At 63.8% G+C, this 19,969-nt stretch carries 18 protein-coding genes; 5 read left to right on the top strand and 13 right to left on the bottom strand.

Features of this window, described 5'->3' with window-relative positions:
• The 11 genes from paaZ to paaG all read right to left on the bottom strand — a co-directional run.
• Window positions 1-1,803: phenylacetic acid degradation bifunctional protein PaaZ (paaZ, locus tag F6S12_RS05215; protein WP_315868772.1), on the bottom strand; the 1,803-nt coding region annotated here is incomplete at its 3' end.
• A 60-nt stretch (window positions 1,804-1,863) separates the two neighbouring features.
• Entirely contained in the window at window positions 1,864-3,510 is a 1,647-nt protein-coding gene (locus tag F6S12_RS05210) for a cation acetate symporter (RefSeq protein ID WP_123473426.1), read from the bottom strand.
• A complete protein-coding gene (locus F6S12_RS05205) occupies window positions 3,507-3,815 on the bottom strand; it encodes a DUF485 domain-containing protein (RefSeq protein WP_152686228.1) in 309 nt (102 codons plus the stop codon). Before F6S12_RS05205 ends, F6S12_RS05210 begins: the two co-directional genes overlap by 4 nt.
• Before the next feature lie 110 nt (window positions 3,816-3,925).
• Window positions 3,926-5,002, bottom strand: a complete 1,077-nt coding sequence (gene paaE, locus F6S12_RS05200; protein WP_315868771.1) for a 1,2-phenylacetyl-CoA epoxidase subunit PaaE — start codon at window positions 5,000-5,002, stop codon at window positions 3,926-3,928.
• 29 nt (window positions 5,003-5,031) lie between these two features.
• Entirely contained in the window at window positions 5,032-5,562 is a 531-nt protein-coding gene (paaD, locus tag F6S12_RS05195) for a 1,2-phenylacetyl-CoA epoxidase subunit PaaD (protein ID WP_011061423.1), read from the bottom strand.
• Window positions 5,549-6,310, bottom strand: a complete 762-nt coding sequence (paaC, locus tag F6S12_RS05190) for a 1,2-phenylacetyl-CoA epoxidase subunit PaaC (RefSeq protein ID WP_161467134.1) — start codon at window positions 6,308-6,310, stop codon at window positions 5,549-5,551. The genes paaD and paaC overlap by 14 nt, the downstream gene beginning before the upstream one ends.
• An 8-nt stretch (window positions 6,311-6,318) precedes the next feature.
• On the bottom strand, window positions 6,319-6,600 hold the full coding sequence (paaB, locus tag F6S12_RS05185; RefSeq protein WP_161467133.1) for a 1,2-phenylacetyl-CoA epoxidase subunit PaaB: 282 nt from the start codon (window positions 6,598-6,600) through the stop codon (window positions 6,319-6,321).
• 69 nt (window positions 6,601-6,669) lie between these two features.
• A complete protein-coding gene (gene paaA, locus F6S12_RS05180; protein WP_315868770.1) occupies window positions 6,670-7,659 on the bottom strand; it encodes a 1,2-phenylacetyl-CoA epoxidase subunit PaaA in 990 nt (329 codons plus the stop codon).
• A gap of 177 nt (window positions 7,660-7,836) precedes the next feature.
• Window positions 7,837-9,159, bottom strand: a complete 1,323-nt coding sequence (gene paaK / locus F6S12_RS05175; protein ID WP_011061419.1) for a phenylacetate--CoA ligase PaaK — start codon at window positions 9,157-9,159, stop codon at window positions 7,837-7,839.
• A gap of 219 nt (window positions 9,160-9,378) precedes the next feature.
• Window positions 9,379-9,828, bottom strand: coding sequence for a hydroxyphenylacetyl-CoA thioesterase PaaI (paaI, locus tag F6S12_RS05170; protein ID WP_315868769.1), 450 nt, complete (start codon window positions 9,826-9,828; stop codon window positions 9,379-9,381).
• 27 nt (window positions 9,829-9,855) lie between these two features.
• On the bottom strand, window positions 9,856-10,647 hold the full coding sequence (paaG, locus tag F6S12_RS05165) for a 2-(1,2-epoxy-1,2-dihydrophenyl)acetyl-CoA isomerase PaaG (protein ID WP_161467131.1): 792 nt from the start codon (window positions 10,645-10,647) through the stop codon (window positions 9,856-9,858).
• 426 nt (window positions 10,648-11,073) lie between these two features.
• Here paaG and paaY point away from each other — a divergent pair, with 426 nt between their 5' ends.
• From paaY to F6S12_RS05145, 4 genes are all read left to right on the top strand, one after another.
• Window positions 11,074-11,667, top strand: a complete 594-nt coding sequence (paaY, locus tag F6S12_RS05160; RefSeq protein ID WP_011061416.1) for a phenylacetic acid degradation protein PaaY — start codon at window positions 11,074-11,076, stop codon at window positions 11,665-11,667.
• 64 nt (window positions 11,668-11,731) lie between these two features.
• Window positions 11,732-12,655, top strand: a complete 924-nt coding sequence (paaX, locus tag F6S12_RS05155; protein WP_011061415.1) for a phenylacetic acid degradation operon negative regulatory protein PaaX — start codon at window positions 11,732-11,734, stop codon at window positions 12,653-12,655.
• A gap of 287 nt (window positions 12,656-12,942) precedes the next feature.
• Window positions 12,943-13,953: an adenylate cyclase gene (locus F6S12_RS05150; RefSeq protein ID WP_123473422.1), complete on the top strand. Its 1,011-nt coding sequence runs from the start codon at window positions 12,943-12,945 to the stop codon at window positions 13,951-13,953.
• A gap of 331 nt (window positions 13,954-14,284) precedes the next feature.
• Window positions 14,285-16,432 (top strand): phosphocholine-specific phospholipase C, encoded by a 2,148-nt coding sequence (locus F6S12_RS05145; RefSeq protein WP_315868768.1) that lies wholly within the window; start codon window positions 14,285-14,287, stop codon window positions 16,430-16,432.
• A 178-nt stretch (window positions 16,433-16,610) separates the two neighbouring features.
• On the opposite strand, the gene F6S12_RS05140 is transcribed toward F6S12_RS05145, so the two are convergent.
• A complete protein-coding gene (locus F6S12_RS05140; RefSeq protein WP_015635695.1) occupies window positions 16,611-16,877 on the bottom strand; it encodes a hypothetical protein in 267 nt (88 codons plus the stop codon).
• Between the two features lie 353 nt (window positions 16,878-17,230).
• Between F6S12_RS05140 and F6S12_RS05135 the strand changes: the two genes are divergently transcribed.
• Window positions 17,231-18,556 carry a sigma-54 dependent transcriptional regulator gene (locus F6S12_RS05135; RefSeq protein ID WP_011061411.1) on the top strand — a complete coding sequence of 442 codons (1,326 nt, stop codon included), beginning with the start codon at window positions 17,231-17,233 and terminating at the stop codon, window positions 18,554-18,556.
• A gap of 70 nt (window positions 18,557-18,626) precedes the next feature.
• Here F6S12_RS05135 and F6S12_RS05130 read toward each other — a convergent pair whose 3' ends face one another.
• Window positions 18,627-19,922 carry a hypothetical protein gene (locus tag F6S12_RS05130; protein WP_011061410.1) on the bottom strand — a complete coding sequence of 432 codons (1,296 nt, stop codon included), beginning with the start codon at window positions 19,920-19,922 and terminating at the stop codon, window positions 18,627-18,629.
• Window positions 19,923-19,969: the final 47 nt, after the last annotated feature.

Genomic DNA, 19,969 nt, shown 5'->3' with positions numbered 1-19,969 from the left:
CAGCCCGGCCGCCGCCGACAGCACGAAATAGCCATGGGCGATGCGCTTGCCGAACTGCGACTCCCTGGCGGCAATCTCGTCGAAGTGCATATAGAAATGGTCCCCCGACAGGCAACCGAAGTTCACCAGGTCGGCCTCGGTCACGGTGCGCCGGTGGGTCAGCAGGGATTCGCCGATCCGCAGGTCCTGGAAGTGCCGGCGGAAGGGGTGGACCTCGGTTTCGATCACCTGGGCACCGCGCACGTACTCACCGGTTACCGCCGTCAGCATGCTTGGCGAGCCCTGGATCGCCGCCCGTTGCAGGTAATGCTTGACCGCCCGCAGGCCCCCCAACTCTTCGCCACCCCCGGCGCGGCCCGGGCCGCCATGCTTGAGCTGTGGCAGGGGCGAGCCGTGGCCGGTGGATTCGCCAGCACAGTGGCGGTCCAGCACCAGCAAGCGACCGTGCCAGGCCGCAGCCCGGGGAATGACCTGGGCGGCAATGGCCGGGCTCTTGGTGACCAGGCTGGCCACCAGGCTGCCCTTGCCGCGAGAGGCCAGCTCCAGTGCCTGGTCCAGGTCGTCATAGGCCATCAGGGTGCTGACCGGGCCAAAGGCTTCGATGTCGTGGGCGCCGCCCTCGGCCATGGGATCGCGCGCCAGCAACAGGGTCGGGGCGAAGAACGCGCCCTGGCTGACGTTTGTGCCTCGGGGCTCGAAGCCGTCCCGGGCACCGAACAGCAGGTCGCTGCTGTGCAGCAGGCTTTGCAGGCGCTCGGCCACATCGCGCTGCTGTTCATGGGAGGCCAGGGCGCCCATGCGCACGCCTTCCACCGCCGGGTCGCCCACCACCACCTTCGACAGGCGTTCGCGCAACCTGGTGGCCACCGCGTCCAGTTGTTTGGCAGGGATGATGGCGCGGCGGATGGCGGTGCACTTCTGCCCGGCCTTGACCGTCATTTCCCGTGCCACTTCCTTGATGAACAGCTCGAATTCCTCGTCGTCCTGGCTTACGTCCGGGGCCAGGATCGCGCAGTTCAGCGAGTCGGCCTCGGCATTGAAGGGTACCGAATGGCGGATCAGGTTCGGGTTGGCCCGCAGTCGTCCGGCAGTGCTGGCGGAGCCGGTGAAGGTCACCAGGTCCTGGCCTTGCAGGCGGTCCAGCAGGTCGCCGGTAGCGCCTATCACCAATTGCAGGCTGCCTTCGGGCAGCAGCCCGGATTCATGCATCAGCCGCACCGCGGCCTCGGTCAGGTAACTGGTGGCGCTGGCCGGCTTGACGATGCAGGGCATGCCGGCGAGGAAACACGGGGCGAATTTTTCCAGCATGCCCCAGATCGGAAAGTTGAAGGCGTTGATGTGCACCGCCACGCCCCCTCGGGGCACAAGGATGTGGCTGCCGGCGAAGCTGCCGAGCTTGCTCAGGGATTGCGCCGGGCCTTCGTGCAACAGGTTGCCCGACGGCAGTTCCCGGGCGCCGAGGCCGGCGTAGCTGAACAGGGTGCTGTTGCCGCCCTCGATATCGATCCAGCTGTCGGCCCGCGTCGCGCCGCTGAGATGGGACAGGGCATAGAGCTGCTCCTTGCGCTCGCTCAGATACAGCGCCAGGGCCTTGAGGCGCTGGGCCCGCTGCTGGAAATCCAGGGCCAGCAAGGTCTTGCCGCCCTGATGGCGACCAAAGGCCAGGGCCTCGGCGAAGTCCGGGGCCTCCTCGTGGGTGCGCGCCACTTCATGCCCATCAATGGCGCTGCGCAGTGACTGGGCCGGATGCTGGCCGAACCAGCGGCCGGCGATGAAGCTTTGCAGGGTAGGAGCCTGTGGCATGGGGATTCCTCCAGAGGGTGAACCGGGTTCGAGCGCGGCAGCCCGCGCTCATGGATGGGGTCAGTGATGAGTGGCGCCGGATGCGCCAATGCCGGTCATGGAACGGATGAACTGCGCCAGGTAGCGCCCGCGCTCCAGTTCGGCCCGGGGCGAGCGGTCGCTGACGGAGAAGGCCCAGGCACAGAAGAACGCCAGGCTCATGGAAAACAGCGCCGGGTTGGCATAGGGAAACAGCGCCTGGGGGTGATGCAGCACATTGACCCAGACCGCCGGGCTGAGCATCAGCAGCACAATCGCCGAGACCAGGCCAGCGAGGCTGCCGCCCACCGCGCCGCGAGTGGTGAGGCCTTTCCAGAACATGGAAAGAAACAGCACCGGGAAATTCACCGAAGCGGCGATGGCCAGCACCAGCCCCGAGAGAAAGGCAATGTTCTGCGATTCGAACAACAGCCCCAGCAGCACCGCCAGCACCCCGATGCACAGGGTGGCGATCCGCGAGACGCGCATTTCCTGCCGGGTGCTGGCCTGGCCCTTGCGCAGCACGCAGGCGTACAGGTCGTGGGAGACCGCCGAGGCGCCGGACAGCGCCAGCCCGGCCACCACCGCCAGGATGGTGGCGAAGGCCACGGCCGAGATGAAGCCCAGGAACAGGTTGCCGCCCACCGCCTGGGCCAGGTGCACGGCAACCATGTTGGCGCCGCCGATGATCGCGCCGCCGGCATCGCGGTACTGGGGCTCGGTACCGACCATGACGATGGCGCCGAAGCCGACAATGATCAGCAGCAGGTAGAAGTAGCCGATGAAACCGGTGGCGTAGAACACGCTCTTGCGCGCTTCCCGGGCATCGCTGACGGTGAAGAAGCGCATGAGGATGTGCGGCAGGCCGGCGGTGCCGAACATCATGCCCAGCCCCAGGGAAATGGCATCGATGGGGTTCGACAGCAACCCACCCGGGGCCATGATCGCGCTGCCCTTGGCGTGCACCGCGCTGGCCTGGGCGAACAGCGCTTCGCTGCTGAAGCCGAAGTGCTTGAGCACCATGAAGGCCATGAAGCTGGTGCCCGAGAGCAGCATCAGCGCCTTGATGATCTGTACCCAGGTGGTGGCCAGCATGCCGCCGAAGGTCACGTAGCAGACCATCAGCAGGCCCACCAGCATCACCGCATAGAGGTAGCTGATGCCGAACAGCAGCTCGATCAGCTTGCCGGCGCCGACCATCTGCGCCACCAGGTACATCAGCGCCACGCTCAGGGTGCCGAAGGCTGAGGTCAGGCGCACCGGCGTCTGGGCCAGGCGATAGGACACCACGTCGGCGAAGGTGTACTTGCCCAGGTTGCGCAGGCGTTCGGCGATCAGGAACAGGATGATCGGCCAGCCGGCCAGCACCCCCAGTGCGTACAACAGACCGTCGTAGCCATTGAGGAACATCATTGCCGAGATGCCGAGGAAGGACGCCGCGGAAATCATGTCGCCGGCGATCGCCAGGCCATTCTGCATGCCGCTCATGCCGCCACCGGCGGTATAGAAGTCGCTGGCGGAGCGGGTGCGCCGGGCGGCCCAGCGGGTGATGCCGAGGGTCATCAGGACAAACACCAGGAACATGCCGATGGCGTTCCAGTTCAATGGCCGCGCCGGCGTGTCGGCCGCCAGGGCCAGGTCGGTGGCCAGCAGGCAGGGCAGCAGGAATAGAGCGAGCAGGCGCTTCATGGCTGGCACTCGCGCTTGAGCTTGTCGTTCAGCGGGTCCAGCAGGCGGTTGCTGCGGTAGACGTAGAAGCCGGTGAGGGCAAAGGCCAGGCCGATCATAGCCACGCCCACCGGCATGCCGACGCTGGTGGCTCCGCCGGCCAACGAGCGCCCCAGCAGCCCGGGGTGGAAAGCCACCAGCAGTACGAAGCCGTAGTAGGCCAGGAGCATGATCAGGGTCAGCGACCAGTAGAGGCGCTGCTTGCTCCGCACCAGTTGGATGAAGTCCGGATGGCGGGTGATGCGGGCGATCTGTTGTGGGGTCATGGCGCGTTCTCTTGTTTTTGTTGTTGGTGGCACGTGAAGGCGCTGCGCGGCCTTTCGCAGCTTCGCTGGGGCTCGGCAGCGGCTACGGGCGGCTGCGGGGAGCGCCGGAGTCAGAGCTGGTCGAAGTCCAGTACCACCTTGTCGCTGAGCGGGAACGATTGGCAGGAGAGGACGTAGCCGGCCGCGACTTCGTAGTCTTCCAGGGCGTGGTTGCTGTCCATTTCCACTTCGCCTTCGATGACCTTGCATTTGCAGGTGGAGCAGACTCCGGCCTTGCACGAGTAGGGCAGTTCGGCGCCCTGGGCGTTGCCGGCGTCGAGAATGCTCTGGCTGTTGCGCGGCAGGTCGAAGGCCAGGGCGCGGCCGTCGCTGATGACGGTGACCCGGCTGTGCCGGGCATCCAGGGCATGGGCGGTTTCCCGGGCCTGGCGCTTGTGCCCGTCGCTGCCGGCGTGGAACAGCTCGAAGTGGATGCGCTCGGCCGGCATGCCGGCAGCCTTGAGGCTGTCGCGCACGGTTTCGGTCATGGCCTGGGGGCCGCAGATGAACGCGGCCTCCAGTTGCTGGACGTCGAGCCAGCGGGAAAACAGCTGCTGGCACTTGTCCTGGTCGATGCGCCCGTTGTACAGGTCGATGTCCTGCCGTTCGCGGCTGAACACGAACATCAGGTTCAGCCGCTGCAGGTAGCGGTTCTTCAGGTCCTCAAGCTGTTCGCGAAACAGCGCCGAGTTGCTGGAGCGGTTGCCGTAGAGCAGGGTGACCCGGCTGTGGGGCTCGGTTTGCAGGGTGCTCCTGATGATCGACAGGATCGGCGTGATGCCGCTGCCGGCCGCCACCGCCAGGTAATGGCCGCGCCGCGCCGGGTCCAGCTCCACATGGAAACGCCCGGCCGGGGGCATCACGTCCAGGCTGTGGCCGGGCTGCAATCGTTCATTGGCGAAGGCCGAGAAACGCCCACCGGCCACACGCTTGACCGCTATGCGCAGTTCACCGTCGTTGACCCCGGTGCAGATCGAATAGGAGCGGCGCACTTCCTCGCCTTCAAGCTCGGTGCGCAGCACCAGGTGCTGGCCCTGGGTGAAGTGGAACTTTTGCTGCAGGTGCGGGGGAACCTCGAAGGCGATGGATACCGCGTCGCGGGTTTCATTGCGCAGGTCCTTGATGGTCAGGCGGTGGAACTGGCTCATGGTGGTTCTCCACTGCGGCGCCGGGCCGCTCAGATGCACTTGAAGTAGTCGAAGGGTTCCAGGCAATCACGGCAGCGATACAGGGCCTTGCAGGCGGTGGAGCCGAACTCGCTGAGGCGCTCGCTGTGGGCGCTGCCGCATTGCGGGCAGAGCACCTGGGGCGTTTCTCCCAGCAGGCTGCGCTTGCTGCTGCCCGAGGGCGGTGCAATGCCGTAGGCCTGCAGGCGCTGGCGCCCGCGCTCGGTGATCCAGTCGGTGGTCCAGGCCGGGGTCAGCTGGCGCAGCAGCCTGGGTGCCTTGAAGCCGGCGCGCTCCAGGGCCTGGCGGATGTCGCTTTCGATCACCTCGGTGGCCGGGCAGCCGGAGTAGGTCGGGGTGACCGCCACCTGCAGGTGCCCCTGGTGCCAGTCGAGGTGGCGCACGATGCCCAGGTCGAGCACGCTGACCACCGGTACTTCCGGGTCCATGACCCGGTCGAGGGTGGCCCAGGCGGTGTCCAGGTCCCCGGGCAACGGGTCGCGTGCCCCCAGGTCGCTGCCGATCAGCTCACCAGACCGCATCGGGATAGGCTCGCGGCAGTGATTGCATCTGGGCCAGCAGCAGGCCCAGGTGTTCGGTATGCAGGCCTTTGCGCGCATCCAGGTAGAAGTGGCTGGGCGCTTCGGGCACATGCAGGGTGGCCCGGGCGAACACCGCGGCGACCCTGTCCTGCCAGGCGGTGGCGACCTGAGCCGGGTCTGCCAGCAGCCCGGCCTGGTGCAACGCGTTCTCCGCAGGATCGGTGGCGATCAGTTCCCCGGTAAAGCGCCACAGTCGCGGCAGGGCCTGGAGCATGCGCCGGTGGCTTTCCTCGGTGCCATCCCCCAGGCGCTCGACCCACTCGCTGGAGCGACGCAGGTGGTAGGTGACTTCCTTGAACGCCTTGGCGGCGACCCCGGCGATGCGTGGATCGCTGGACAGGCACAGGCCACGGAGGGTTTCCAGGTGCCAGGCGTCGTAGAAGAACTGCTTGAGCATGGTCACCGCGAAGTCGCCATTGGGTTGTTCCACCAGCAGCAGGTTGCGGTAGGCGCGTTCGTCGCGGCGAAAGGCCAGATGGTCGGCATCCCGCCCGTCCGCCAGCAGTTCGGCGGCATAGTCCAGCCAGTTGCGGGCCTGGCCCACCAGGTCGAGACCGACGTTCATCAGTGCCAGTTCTTCTTCCAGGGCCGGGGCCCGGCCGCACCATTCGCACAGGCGCTGGCCCTGGACCAGGGCACTGTCGCCCAGGCGCAGCAGATGGTTGAGCAGATCGTTTGCAGGGTTCATGGCCGGCCTCACATGTGTCCGACTTCGGGGGGCAACTGGTAGAAGCTGGCGTGGCGGTAGACCTTGTCGTCCGCCGGGTCGAACAGCAGCTCCTTTTCGTCCGGCGAGGAGGCGACGATCTGCGCCGAAGGCACCACCCACAGGCTCACGCCTTCGCTGCGCCGGGTGTAGAGGTCGCGGGCGTTGGCCATGGCCATCGGGGCATCGGCGGCGTGCACGCTGCCGACATGCTTGTGGTTGAGGCCGTGCTTGCTGCGCACGAAAACCTCGTAGAGGGTCCATTCAGACATTGCAGTGACTCCACATCAGGGCTGGAGGGCCATTGCCCCTGGGGGCAATGGCCGGGGGTGAACGGGCTCTCAGGCGGCGTTGCGAGCGGCCTTCCGGGCGGCGTGGGCCACGGCGGCAGCCCGCACCCAGGCGCCGTCCTCGATGGCCTGGCGGCGGGTGTCCAGGCGTTCCTGGTTGCACGGGCCGTTGCCCTTGAGCACTTCGTAGAATTCTTCCCACTGGATTTCGCCAAAGTCGTAATGGCCGCGCTCGGCGTTCCACTTCAGCTCCGGGTCGGGGCAGGTGCAGCCCAGCAACTCCAGTTGCGGGATGGTCTGGTCGATGAAGCGCTGGCGCAGTTCGTCGTTGCTCTGGCGCTTGATCTTCCAGGCCATGGACTGGGCACTGTTGGGGGAGTGTTCGTCGCTGGGGCCGAACATCATCAGGGCCGGCCACCAGAGACGGTTGATGGCGTCCTGGACCATGTCCCGCTGCGCCTGGTTGCCCTCGCGCATCATGGTCAGGAGGATTTCGTAGCCCTGGCGCTGGTGGAAGCTCTCTTCCTTGCAGATGCGCACCATGGCCCGGGAGTAGGGGCCGTAGGAGGTGCGTTGCAGCACCACCTGGTTGACGATGGCCGCGCCATCCACCAGCCAGCCCACGGCGCCCATGTCGGCCCAGTTCAGGGTCGGGTAGTTGAAGATGCTCGAATACTTGGCCTTGCCGCTGTGCAGCCGGGCCACCTCTTCGTCGCGGTCGGCCCCCAGGGTTTCCATGGCGCTGTACAGGTACAGGCCGTGGCCGGCTTCGTCCTGGATCTTGGCCATCAGTTGCAGCTTGCGCTTGAAGGTCGGGGCACGGGTGACCCAGTTGCCTTCGGGCAGCATGCCGACGATTTCCGAATGGGCGTGCTGGGAGATCTGCCGGATCAGGGTCTGGCGGTAGGCCTCGGGCATCCAGTTCTTGGCTTCGATCTTGATCTCGTCGTCGATCCTTTGCTGGAAGCTGCGTTCCTGTTCGGACATCTCGGCCAGTGGCGTGACGCGCTTGACCCCCGTTTCTACCAGCTGTGCGTACATGTGGCGTCTCCCGGTGTGAAGGTGTGGCTGGGCATGGGAATGTTTATATGTGATACGTAAATTAATATCAAACATAAAATAACGTGTCATGTTTGATTTTTGTATCGCATTGCCCCCCTGGGCCTTTGCCAAGGCAAAAAAAAGCCCCGCATCAGCGGGGCTTCCAGGAAGGATGGATTAGCGGTTGCGTTTGTCGATTACCCGGCAGGCCTTGCCTTCGGAGCGCTTGATGCTGAATGCCGGCTGCAAAACGATACGCGAGCTGATACCGATATGGGTCTTTATGTGGCGGCTGAGATCGCCGCAGAGGGCCCGCTGCTGCTCGTCCCCTAGTTGCTGGTGCTCAGGCTTGAGCTCGACGTGGATGTCAACGCTGTCGAGGTTGCCGTGGCGGTACAGGTGGATCTCGTAGCAGGGGGCCAGTTGCCCGACCTTCAGCACCTGTTCTTCGACCTGGGTGGGGAACACGTTGACCCCGCGGATGATCAGCATGTCGTCGCTGCGCCCGGTGATCTTGTCGATGCGCCGCATGGGCCGCGCCGTGCCCGGCAACAGCCGGGTCAGGTCGCGGGTGCGATAGCGGATCATCGGCAGCGCTTCCTTGGTCAGGGAGGTGAGCACCAGCTCGCCCAGTTCGCCATCGGCCAGTACCTGGCCGGTGATCGGGTCGATGATTTCCGGGTAGAAGTGATCCTCCCAGAGGGTAGGGCCGTCGCGGGTCTGCGCGCATTCCATGGCCACCCCGGGGCCGATGATTTCCGACAGCCCGTAGATGTCCAGGGCGGTGATGCCCAGGCGCTGTTCGATGGCACTGCGCAGTTCGTCGGTCCAGGGTTCGGCACCGAAGATTCCCAGGCGCAGCGCCAGCTGGTGCGGGTCCAGGCCCTGGCGCTCGATCTCGTCGGCGATGTTGAGCATATAGGAGGGGGTGACCATGATGATGTCCGGCTGGAAATCCTTGATCAGTTGCACCTGCTTCTCGGTCTGGCCGCCGGACATGGGGATCACCGTGCAGCCCAGGCGTTCGGCGCCGTAGTGCGCCCCCAGGCCGCCGGTGAACAGGCCATAGCCGTAGGAAATATGCACCTTGTCCCCGGGCCGGCCGCCGGCGGCGCGGATCGAGCGCGCCACCACCTGCGCCCAGGTGTCGATGTCGTTGCGGGTGTAGCCGACCACCGTGGGCTTACCGGTGGTGCCGCTGGAGGCGTGCAGGCGTACCACTTGGTCCATGGGCACGGCGAACATGCCATAGGGGTAGTGGTCGCGCAGATCGGCCTTGGTCGTGAAGGGCAGGTGCGCCAGGTCTTCCAGGCGCTTGATGTCCTGGGGGTGCACCCCGAGCTGGTCGAAGCGCTGGCGGTACAGCGGGACCCTGTCGTAGGCGTGGTTCAGGCTCCAGCGCAGGCGTTCCAGCTGGTGCTGGCGCAGGTGGTCGATGCTGGCGGTTTCCATCGGGTCCAGCAGCGCGTCGGGCACGGTTCCGGCAATCGGCATGTTCATGGTGTCACTCGAATTGTTGTTGTCTTGTAGCCCGCCGGCGGGCGGGCTCTGAGTGCATGCCCCGGGGCGCAGGCGAGCCCCGGGGGAGTCTTTTTACTGTGCTTGCAGCCGCTCGCTGATCAGCGCGATGCCCGGGTCGACACCGATGCACATGGTGCACAGCGCGTAGCGGCCCCGGCGCTGCCAATGAGGATACGGACGGCATCGATGAGCAGTGGGTCATTCATGGGAGGTCTCCTGTGTCAGCACCGGGCCGTGCACTTGGTAGGATTTGCCTTGGAGCAGGGCGATGAGCCGGCCCTGCTGGTTTTCCACGCGCACCGCGTAGTGGCCGGTGCGGCCGCCGCGGTTCTGTTCATGGCAGTCGGCGGTCAGGGTGTCGCCCAACTGCGCCGGGGCGATGTACTCGATGCTGCAACCCAGGGCCACTGTGGCCCGGTCATGGCTGTTGCAGGCAATGGCGAAGGCCGAATCGGCGAGGGTGAAGATCAGGCCGCCGTGGCAGGTGCCGTGGCACTGCAGCATGTCGGCCCGCACGCTCATGCCCAGGCGCGCCGCACCGGGCGCCACCGACAACAGGCGCATGCCCAGGGCGTTGCTTGCCGGGTCACGTTCGAACAGGGTCCGGGCGCAGCGCCGGGCCAGTTCCATGGCGTCATGTTCAGTCATGCAGGGGCCTCCTTGGAGTCGCCGTGGTCAGCAGCCCTTGAACACGGGGCTGCGTTTTTCCATGAAGGCGCTGACGCCTTCGCGGTAGTCCTCGCTGCAACCGGCCAGGCGTTGCAGGTCGCGCTCCAGGTCCAGTTGCTCATCGAAGCTGTTGTGCAGGCTGGCATTGAGGCTGCGCTTGATCAGGCCCAGGCCGTAGGTGGGTTGGGTGGCCAGGTGCCGGGCCAGGCTCAGGGCCTGGTCCCGCAGTTGGGCATCATCCACGCACTGGTAGATCAGGCCCCACTGCTCGGCCTGTTCGGCACTCAGGCGGTTGCCGAGCAGGGCCAGGGCCTTGGCCCGGGCCATGCCCACCAGGCGCGGCAGCAGCCAGGTACCGCCGGAATCGGGAACCAGCCCGAGCTTGCAGAAGGCCTGAATAAAGCTTGCCGAGCGTGCGGCCAGTACCAGATCGCAGGCCAGGGGCAGGTTGGCCCCGGCCCCGGCGGCCACCCCGTTGACCGCGCAGATCACCGGCAGCGGCAGGTCCCGCAGGGCCCGCACCAGGGGGTTGTAGAAGGTTTCGATGGAGGCCCCCAGGTCCGGCGCGGCGCCGCCGGGTGACACGGTGCGCTCGCCCAGGTCCTGCCCGGCACAGAAGCCCCGGCCTTCCCCGGTCAGCAGCAGGACCCGCACCTGCGGGTCATTGCGCACCAGGTCCAGGGCTGCCTGAACCTCGCGGTGCATCGTCGGGTTGAAGCTGTTGAGCTGTTCGGGGCGGTTGAGGCTGAGAAGGGCCACGCCCTCGCTGATGGAGAACAGGATGGTGGTGAAGTTCATGGGCGGGGCGCTCTGTGCTGGGCGATCAGGCGAACACCACCGACAGGCGTGGAGGCAAGGCGTTGAGGCATGGTGAATGTCCTCGGGGTGGCCGGTGGTCGGCTCGATTGTCGGGTCGGCTGGTTGGCCGGTTTTCGTCGAGTATATCGCCAATGCGATACATAAAAACAATATTGACTTGAATTTAATGTGTCTTGATTTTGAGTGTCGGTCCAGCTTTTTTTGTAGCCCCAGGCTCACGACAAAAGCCTCCAGGCTGCCTAAAGCGTTGATAAATACGGGACTGACAAGTCTTTGTGGAGCAGCCAGGCTCGCTGATTGCGGCGGCGCCGGTCTTGTGCGTGGTCAATAATCTGATACAAACTGCCATCCGCAGTTCATCGTATTTCCTGCTTTCAGATGACGTGTTCTTCAAGGAACCTCTCCATGACCTGTTACAGCCTCGATGGATTGACCCCGGTGGTCGACCCCAGCGCTTATGTGCACCCTTCAGCGGTGCTGATTGGTGATGTGATTGTCGGCGCCCATTGTTACGTCGGCCCGTTGGCCAGCTTGCGGGGCGATTTTGGGCGGATCGTTCTGGAGGAGGGGGCAAACCTGCAGGATACGTGTGTGATGCATGGTTTTCCCGACAGCGATACGGTGGTCGAGCGCAACGGCCATATAGGTCATGGCGCTGTCCTGCATGGCTGTCGAATTGGCGCCGACGCCCTGGTGGGCATGAATGCGGTGGTGATGGACAACGCGCATATCGCGCCCCGTTGCATCGTTTCCGCGGCAGCCTTCGTCAAGGCCGGCTTCGAGTGTGCGCCACAGTCGCTGATCATGGGTACGCCGGCCCGGGTCAGCCGCCCGCTCAGTGATGCGGAGCTGGCCTGGAAGCAGGCGGGGACCCGCGAATACCAACAGCTGGCCAGGCGTTGCCTGGAGCAGATGCGGCCTTGCGAGCCGCTGCGGGAGGCAGAGCCCGGACGCCCGCGAATCGGCAACAGTGCGCTGCGCCCCAAGGCTCGCCCATGAACCTGCCCGGGCGCTATAGCTGCCTGAAACCCGCTATATTCCTTCCTTTTTTACCGGTACATCCATGTCGTCCCTAGCGCCACTGAACCACCTGATCAAACGTTTCCAGGAGCAGACTCCGATCCGCGCCAGTTCGCTGATCATCACCCTGTACGGCGATGCCATCGAGCCCCACGGCGGCACGGTGTGGCTGGGCAGCCTGATTCAGTTGCTGGAGCCCATGGGGATCAACGAGCGCTTGATCCGCACCTCGATCTTCCGCCTGAGCAAAGAGGGCTGGCTGAGCGCTGAAAAGGTCGGCCGGCGCAGTTACTACAGCCTGACCCTGACCGGGCGCCGGCGCTTCGACAAGGCCTTCAAGCGCGTGTACAGCGCCGGAGTGCCGGCCTGGGACGGCGCCTGGTGCCTGGTGATGCTCTCGCAACTGTCTGTCGAGTTGCGCAAGCAGGTGCGCGAAGAGCTGGAATGGCAGGGGTTCGGCGCCATGTCGCCGGTACTGCTGGCCTGCCCGCGCAGTGATCGGGCCGATATCAACGCCACCCTGGCGGAGCTTGGTGCCCAGGAAGACACCATCGTCTTCGAGACCACGCCCCAGGATGTCCTGGGTTCCAGGGCTCTGCGCCTGCAAGTGCGGGAAAGCTGGAACATCGATGAACTGGCAGCCCACTACAGCGAGTTCATCCAGCTGTTCCGTCCGCTCTGGCAGGCCCTGCGCGAGCAGGAGCAGTTGCAGCCCCAGGATTGCTTCCTGGCCCGGCTGCTGCTGATTCATGAGTACCGCAAGCTGCTGCTGCGCGATCCGCAACTGCCCGACGAACTGCTGCCCGGGGATTGGGAAGGCCGCGCGGCGCGCCAGTTGTGTCGCAACATCTATCGCCTGATCCAGGCCCGGGCCGAAGAATGGCTGGCCACTGCCCTGGAAAACGCCGATGGCCCGTTGCCGGATGTCGGCGAAAGCTACTACCGGCGTTTTGGCGGGCTGGTCTAGCCCGCCCATCCACGGGGTGCCAGCTGTGATGCCCGAGGCCAGGGGATAGGCCCCGGGCGTTGTAGCCCGGGTTTATCACGGCCCGGATGTTAAATAGTCATTGACCTGCGAATTTGTCCTGATCTAGGGTCGCGAACGTATTCAATGCAACTAAGCAGAGAATGTTTCAGCGCTATTGCAGTTGAATGACGTGCACTGCAAGTTTGAAGATATTTGCAATATAGGGAGCATGGCCAGGTATAGGTATTCGGTCCTGCAGGGAAAGCAGACAGATAAAGGAATTATCGATGAAGTGGATTCGCAACCTGGCTAAAAAGTTCGGCCTGGCCATGATGTTGGTTATTTGGGGCAAGTTGGCTATTGCTTCGCAACTGGTTCCGGCATTTGGGCTGGCCAATGATCAATATGCCAAGTCTCCGGGGCCCTATGCAGTCAGCACCAATGCTGTTCTAAGTGATTGCCGTGGGTTGTTGGGGGTATTGGCGCGGATCATGCTGTTGGATAACAGCCTGCAATGCAATCAGTCCTTTCCTTACGGATTCTCCAATCCGATCTCCACCAGTGTCTATTACCCGTCCAATATCAAGCAATTGGACAAGTTGCCAGTGGTCAACTTCGTCGGCGGCATTCTTTCCAACCAGGGGCAGTACACAGATCTGCTGCGGCTGTGGGCGAGCTACGGCTTCATCGTGATCATCTCCTCGGACTTCATCAACACCGCCCCCACCATGCATGTGCTCGGCGCCCTGGAACTGAGCAAGCTCAATCAGGACCCGACCTCGCCACTGTTCGGCAAGGTCGACCTGTCGCGCACCATTGTGGCGGGGCATTCGGCGGGAGGAGGCGCATCGATTCTATCGGCAAGCCTCTTGCCAGAGACCTTGAAGGGCATCGACCCGCAGTTGCGCTATATCGGCTCGCTGCCGATCGAACCCGGGCCGATCGGCCTTGGCTCCACGGTAAAGACACCGACCCTGGTGCTCACCGGCGCAGCGGACGTAGTGGTCCCGGCCTGGGCCTGGCCAAGGCTGTGGCAGGGCGGGCTGATCAAGGCCGTGCCGGGCTGGAGCGCAACCGCCCATAACGCCACCCATTTCAGCCCGGTCAGAAGTGTCAGGGAAGATGAGTTTGCCGGTATTACCACGGCCTGGATCTTATATATCGGCAAGAATGACCCGGCCGCCAAAGAATACTTCGTCGGTGAAGATTACAAACTGGCCCGAGATCCGCAGTTCATTCGCCTGCTATTCAACCCGCTGCGGGTCCAGCGCAATGAAGTAGCCGATAGCCTTCAATAGCACTGTGCTTTCTCCGGTAAAACGGATACAGCCCAGGGAGTGTGCGAAGCCTGTTTTCTGGCCCATTCAATAGTACATTTCGCCAGCGCAAAGTTAAGGCGCCGGCGAAATGTACCGGGCGTTTCTTGAACTCGGGTGTTTTATTCATGAAATATTCTTCCTGCGTTACCTGGCTATGAGTTATTGCCGAACTGGCAAGGTAGGGCAATGGCGGGTAGTTGTACGTTTCATGAACCAACTGCAATGGCAATGTCACTGCATTGTTATTTGCGACCAATACCTTGGGGGCAGCGTTATATATCGCGCTGCAACCATAAGGACTCAATAACCCATGCCCAGTCTTACACGCAGGAAGCTCTTGCAAGCGGCCGCCATCGGTACTTTCTTTTCCTCATTGCCGGCATCCATCCGCCAGGCCCTGGCGATACCGGCGAACAATCGGACCGGGACCATCAAGGACGTCGAGCACGTGGTGATCCTGATGCAGGAAAACCGTTCGTTCGACCACTACTTCGGCACCTTTCCCGGGGTACGCGGTTTCAGTGACCGCTTCACCATCCCCCAGACCGGTCAACGGGAAGTGTGGGAGCAACAGGGCAAGGGCCGGCTGGTGATGCCTTATCACCTGGACAGCAGCAGGGGCAACGCCCAGCGCGTCAGCGGCACCCCGCATTCCTGGGCGGACGCCCACTCGGCCTGGGGCGAGGGGCGTATCAGCGCCTGGCCGACCTACAAGACCAATACCTCCATGGGCTACTACCGCGAGCAGGAACTGCCTTTCCAGTTCGCCCTGGCCAACACCTTCACCCTGTGTGACGCCTACCACTGTTCGGTGCACGCCGGCACCAACCCCAACCGGCTGTTCCTCTGGACTGGCAGCAATGGCGCGAACGCAGCCAAGGTGGCGGCGGTGGTCAACGAATGGGACGGCCCGGGGCCGGTGAATGTCGGCTACAGCTGGAAGACCTACCCCGAGCGCCTGGAAGAGCAGGGCGTGAGCTGGAAGGTGTACCAGCATCTGCCGGACAACTTCGGCGACAACCCGCTGGCGGGGTTCCGGCAGTACCGGGCCGCCAGCGTGCAGGTCGGCAACCCGGCCCAGCCGCCGAAGGATTTCAATGCCTTCGTGCCCTACAGCGACGGGCTCAACGCCGTGGCGCCGCTGTACAAGGGCAATGGCAACACCCTGCCGGCCAGCAGCGGCAGCAACCTAGAGACCATCATTGGCGGGTTTCGCAACGACGTGCAGGCCGGCAAGCTGCCCCAGGTCAGCTGGATTGTCGCGCCGGCAGCCTATTCCGAGCATCCCGGGCCTTCGAGCCCGGTGCAGGGCGGCTGGTTCACCCAGGAAATTCTCCTGGCCTTGACCAGCAACCCCGAGGTCTGGAGCAAGACGGTACTGCTGGTGACCTACGATGAAAACGACGGCTTCTTCGACCATATGCCGTCGCCCTCGGCGCCTTCGCGGCGCAAGGACGGCAGCTTTGCCGGCAAGTCCACCCTGGGTTTCGACAGCGAACTGTTCACCCACCCGGCCCCGGCGGGCTCGACCCAGCAACCCTTGCCCGATGGCGGCGTATACGGGCCGGGGCCGCGAGTGCCGATGCTGGTGCTGTCGCCCTGGAGCCGTGGTGGCTGGGTCAACTCGCAAGTGTTCGACCATACCTCGGTGCTGCAATTTCTCGAGAAACGCTTTGGCGTGCGAGAGCCGAACATCAGCGCCTGGCGGCGGGCAGTCTGCGGCGACCTGACCTCGGCGTTCAACTTTGCCGACCCCAACCATGAAACCCTTCCCGCGCTGCAGACCACTACCCGCCAGGCCGCCGACAGCCTGCGCCAGCGCCAGGAGAAACTGCTGCCGGTACCGCTGCCCTCGGCCGGCCAGCAACTGGCGCCGCAGCAGCAGCGCCTGGCCCGGCCTTCCCGGGCCTTGCCCTATCGGCTGCATGTGGACAGCCAGGCCGATCCCAAGGCTCGCACCTTGTCGCTGAGCCTGCAGAACACTGGGGAGCAAGGGGCGGTATTGCATGTCTACGATGGCCTGCACCTGAGCGAGATTCCCCGCCGCTATACCGTGGAAGCCGGCAAGGCCCTGCAGGACAGCTGGCCGGTGGTGGAGCGCTATCAGCTCTGGGTCCTGGGCCCCAACGGGTTTCACCGCAGTTTCCACGGCGACCTGAAAACCCTGCAGCCCGAACTGCTGGTGACCACCAGCAACAGCCAGTTGCAACTGACCCTGAGCAATCCGGGGGAACACGGGGTGGTCATCAGTATCGATCGCTGCCCCTACACCCAGCAGGGCCCATGGACCTTGGCGGTACCGGCCCGGGGCGAGGTGCGCCAGGTGTTTGCCTGCGAGGGCAGTGGCGGCTGGTACGACCTGACGCTGCGCAGCGACGGCGGCTGGCTGCGCCGGATCGCCGGGCGCCTGGAAACCGGAGCACACAGCATCAGCGACCCCTTGATGGGCCGGGCATGAAGACCTTGGCAAAAACGGGGGCGCTTTCGAAGTGAAACCGGAAGCCGGGCTGGATAACGACAAGAGCAACTAATACCCGGAAGGTAGAAGTTGTAGAGGAGGGCAGGATAGATAGGGTGCTTAGTTGTTTGCTTTAAATAACGGATCACCCCTTCGGGTGATCCGTTAACAGCATCGCTTACTTGGGCATGGCCCAGGACTGCAAGGTATAACCGTCCTGGCTCAGTTCGGCGCGGGCCTGTTTGAGCAGGTCTTCCAGCTGGGCTGGATCGGAGTAGGCACTGCTGGGAATCTGGGTGTGGCCAATACGGGTGCTGGTGCGGTCGATGACGGTCAGGCTGAGTTCGCCATTACCGTCCTGTGGAGCCCAGGCCACGCATTGAAAAGGCTGGAATGCGCGGTCGGCGATCAAAAGTGCTTCGTTGATACGGAGCGGGGCGTTCATGGGGTCTTCTCTCTGTGTGCCCAATCAAATGATGTGCCGTCGGTTGGGCTTACCGTTCGGCTGGTCATTTGTACTGATGCACCGAGGTAGCACTCGGGTCACACTGAAAAACAAGTTTTTACAACTTTCGTGCACAGGCCTTGTGGCCGGGCCCTTAGTTGCGGGGGCTGGATAAAACAACTGCGACAATCAGTCGCTCGTGAACAGCTTGGAGTCCCACGTTAGTTCCTTTGGTAATCAGCGCTATAAGCAATTGATACATTCCACCGTCAAGTTCTTGCTAATGTTACAGCCAGGTTTTCCAAATCACTGTTTCTAATAACTTTTCCATACCCTGGCGCCAAGGAACAGTCATGCTCGAAGCCCCTGTGCAGCGCCGTTTGCTGGTGGTCGATCCCTGTGACGATTGCCATCGCCTGTTACCCGGTTTGCGCACCATTGGCTGGGATGTCGACAGCTGTGACCTGGAGTCCGCTCGCGAACGCTCCTGCGATGTCGGCCTGCTGCGCCTGCAGCCTTTTCACCTGGAGCGCCCGGAGGCGGTCAAGGACCTGATCAGCCGCAGCGGCACCGAGTGGATCGCAGTATTGAGCCAGGAAGTGCTGCGCCTGCAGAAGGTCGGGGATTTCGTCTGCGAGTGGTTTTTCGACTTCCACACCCTGCCGTTCGACGTGTCGCGGGTCCAGGTGACCCTCGGCCGGGCGTTCGGCATGGCGCGCCTGCGGGGCCAGGGCTCGATCCATGTGGACCAGCCCGAGCATGAGTTGCTGGGCAATAGCCGGCCGATCCGCGACTTGCGCAAGCTGCTGGGCAAGCTGGCGCCCACCGAGTCGCCCGTGCTGATCCGAGGCGAAAGCGGCACCGGCAAGGAGCTGGTGGCACGTACCCTGCATCGTCAGTCCCAGCGCCACGACAAACCCTTTGTCGCCATCAATTGCGGGGCGATTCCCGAACACCTGATCCAGTCCGAACTGTTCGGGCACGAGAAGGGCGCCTTTACCGGCGCCCATCAACGCAAGGTCGGGCGCATCGAGGCGGCCCATGGCGGCACCTTGTTTCTTGACGAGATCGGCGACCTGCCGCTGGAGCTGCAGGCCAATCTGCTGCGCTTCCTGCAGGAAAAGCACATCGAACGGGTAGGGGGCAGCCAGCCGATTCCGGTGGATGTGCGGGTTCTGGCGGCCACCCACGTCGACCTGGAAGCGGCCATTACCAGCGGGCGCTTCCGTGAGGACCTCTACTACCGCCTGAATGTGCTGCAAGTGATCACCGCGCCGTTGCGCGAGCGCCATGGAGACCTGGGCATGCTGGCCAGCCATTTTGCCCACTTCTATAGCCAGGAAACCGGGCGCCGGCCCCGCAGTTTCAGCGAGGATGCCCTGGTGGCCATGGGCAAGCATGATTGGCCGGGCAATGTCCGCGAACTGGCCAACCGGGTGCGGCGCGGCCTGGTGCTGGCCGAGGGGCGGCAGATCCAGGCCAGCGACCTGGGCCTGCTCAGCCTGCAGGCCCAGGACCTGCCCATGGGCACCCTCGAAGACTACAAGCACCGCGCCGAGCGCCAGGCCCTGTGCGACGTGTTGAACCGGCACAGCGACAACCTCAGCGTGGCGGCGCGGGTCCTGGGGATCTCGCGCCCGACCTTCTACCGTTTGCTGCACAAGCACCAGATCCGCTAGGGCGGGGAGAAACGCCAAGGCCCGCTGCGATTGGGGAATCGCAGCGGGCCTTGGCGTTTTTGCCGGTGGGTCAGAAGTAGTAGGGGAATTTCAGGCTGAAGGTGAAGGCCGGAGCATCCTCGGTCATGCCGATGGACAGGTTGGGTACGATGGTCAGGTTGTCGGAGGCGGCAATCGTCATGCCGACGTTGAAGTAGCCGGCGTTGGCATCGCTGGAGACCACCGACTGCCAGTCGCCACCGTCCTGCTTGAGCTTGCTTTTACGCTGCACCAGGTCGGAAACCGAGAAGGACATACTCATCTTCTCGTTGAGCGCAAAGGCGACACCGGCGCCGATCTGGAAGCTGTCGCCCAGGCGCACCTTGCCGGGGGTCTTGCTGCCCACTGTCGAGCTGATGTCATCGAAGGACTCTTCCAGGTTGTGGGTATAGGCCAGAGTCCCGAACAGCACGGCCGGATCGAAGGTCTTGACCAGGGAGATCCCGGGGGTGACCGACCAGACGCCGTTACCGGTGGGCAGGCTTTCAGGCACGTAGAGGTTGTTGTTGGCAGAGGACTGCACCAGCTTGATGCCGAATGGGTCCTTGCCGGTAGGGGCTTTGACGCGCAAGGTTGCCACCGCGTCGGGCCAGAACTCGGACTCGTCGAGGAACTTGTAGGCCACCCCGAAATTCACGTCACCCAGGGTCGGGTCGCGGGTGACCGACTCTTCGGTGGTCTGGGTGCCTGAGCCGCCGCCACCGCCGGATTGGAAGGTGGATTCGCGATAGACCACGGGTGCGTTGATATCGAATTGCCAGCGGTTGTTGAGGTTGTAGCGCGCGGTCAGGTCGAGGGTCCAGGTATCGGACTTGATCCGGTCCAGGTTGATGTTGCCGAGAAAGATCGAATCCAGCGCCAGGAAGCCGTTGACTGTCAGTTGGCGGGCATCGTAGCGGGCATAGGTCAAGCCGGTCTCGACGCTGAACTTGCCGCCGCCAAAGAAACCACTGGCCTCGTCGTAGAGGTTGCTGACGCTTTGTGCCGGTTCCGAATCATCCTTGAGGGACTGGCCATAGGAAGCGCCTCCTGCAGCGCCTCCGGAAGCGGCACCGGCCCCAGTACCGGCGACCTGTTGATTGCCCTTCAGGTCAGCAGGTGATTTGGCCAGGCGCTTGGGGGGCGGAGCCGCCGGTTGATCCTCCACTTGGCGAACCCGTTGTTCCAGCACCGCGAGGGCCTTCTGCTGTACTTCGTAACGTTGCTTGAGTTCCAGAAGCTCTCGTTTCAGGGTCTCTACATCGGCGTCCGGCGCCGCTTGTACCAGCGCCGCCGGGAATAGAGTGCTTAAACAGACTATTGCGCGCAGTGAAACCGATCGATACATGAAATAAACCGTCCCTTGTGAACCCCAATGGTCGAGAATCAGCGTAG

The sequence above is a fragment of the Pseudomonas sp. JV245A genome (genome assembly GCF_032424515.1).
GTDB lineage: Bacteria > Pseudomonadota > Gammaproteobacteria > Pseudomonadales > Pseudomonadaceae > Aquipseudomonas > Aquipseudomonas protegens.
Note: the sequence above shows the minus strand (reverse complement) of the source record. Positions and strands in the feature narration are given on the sequence as shown.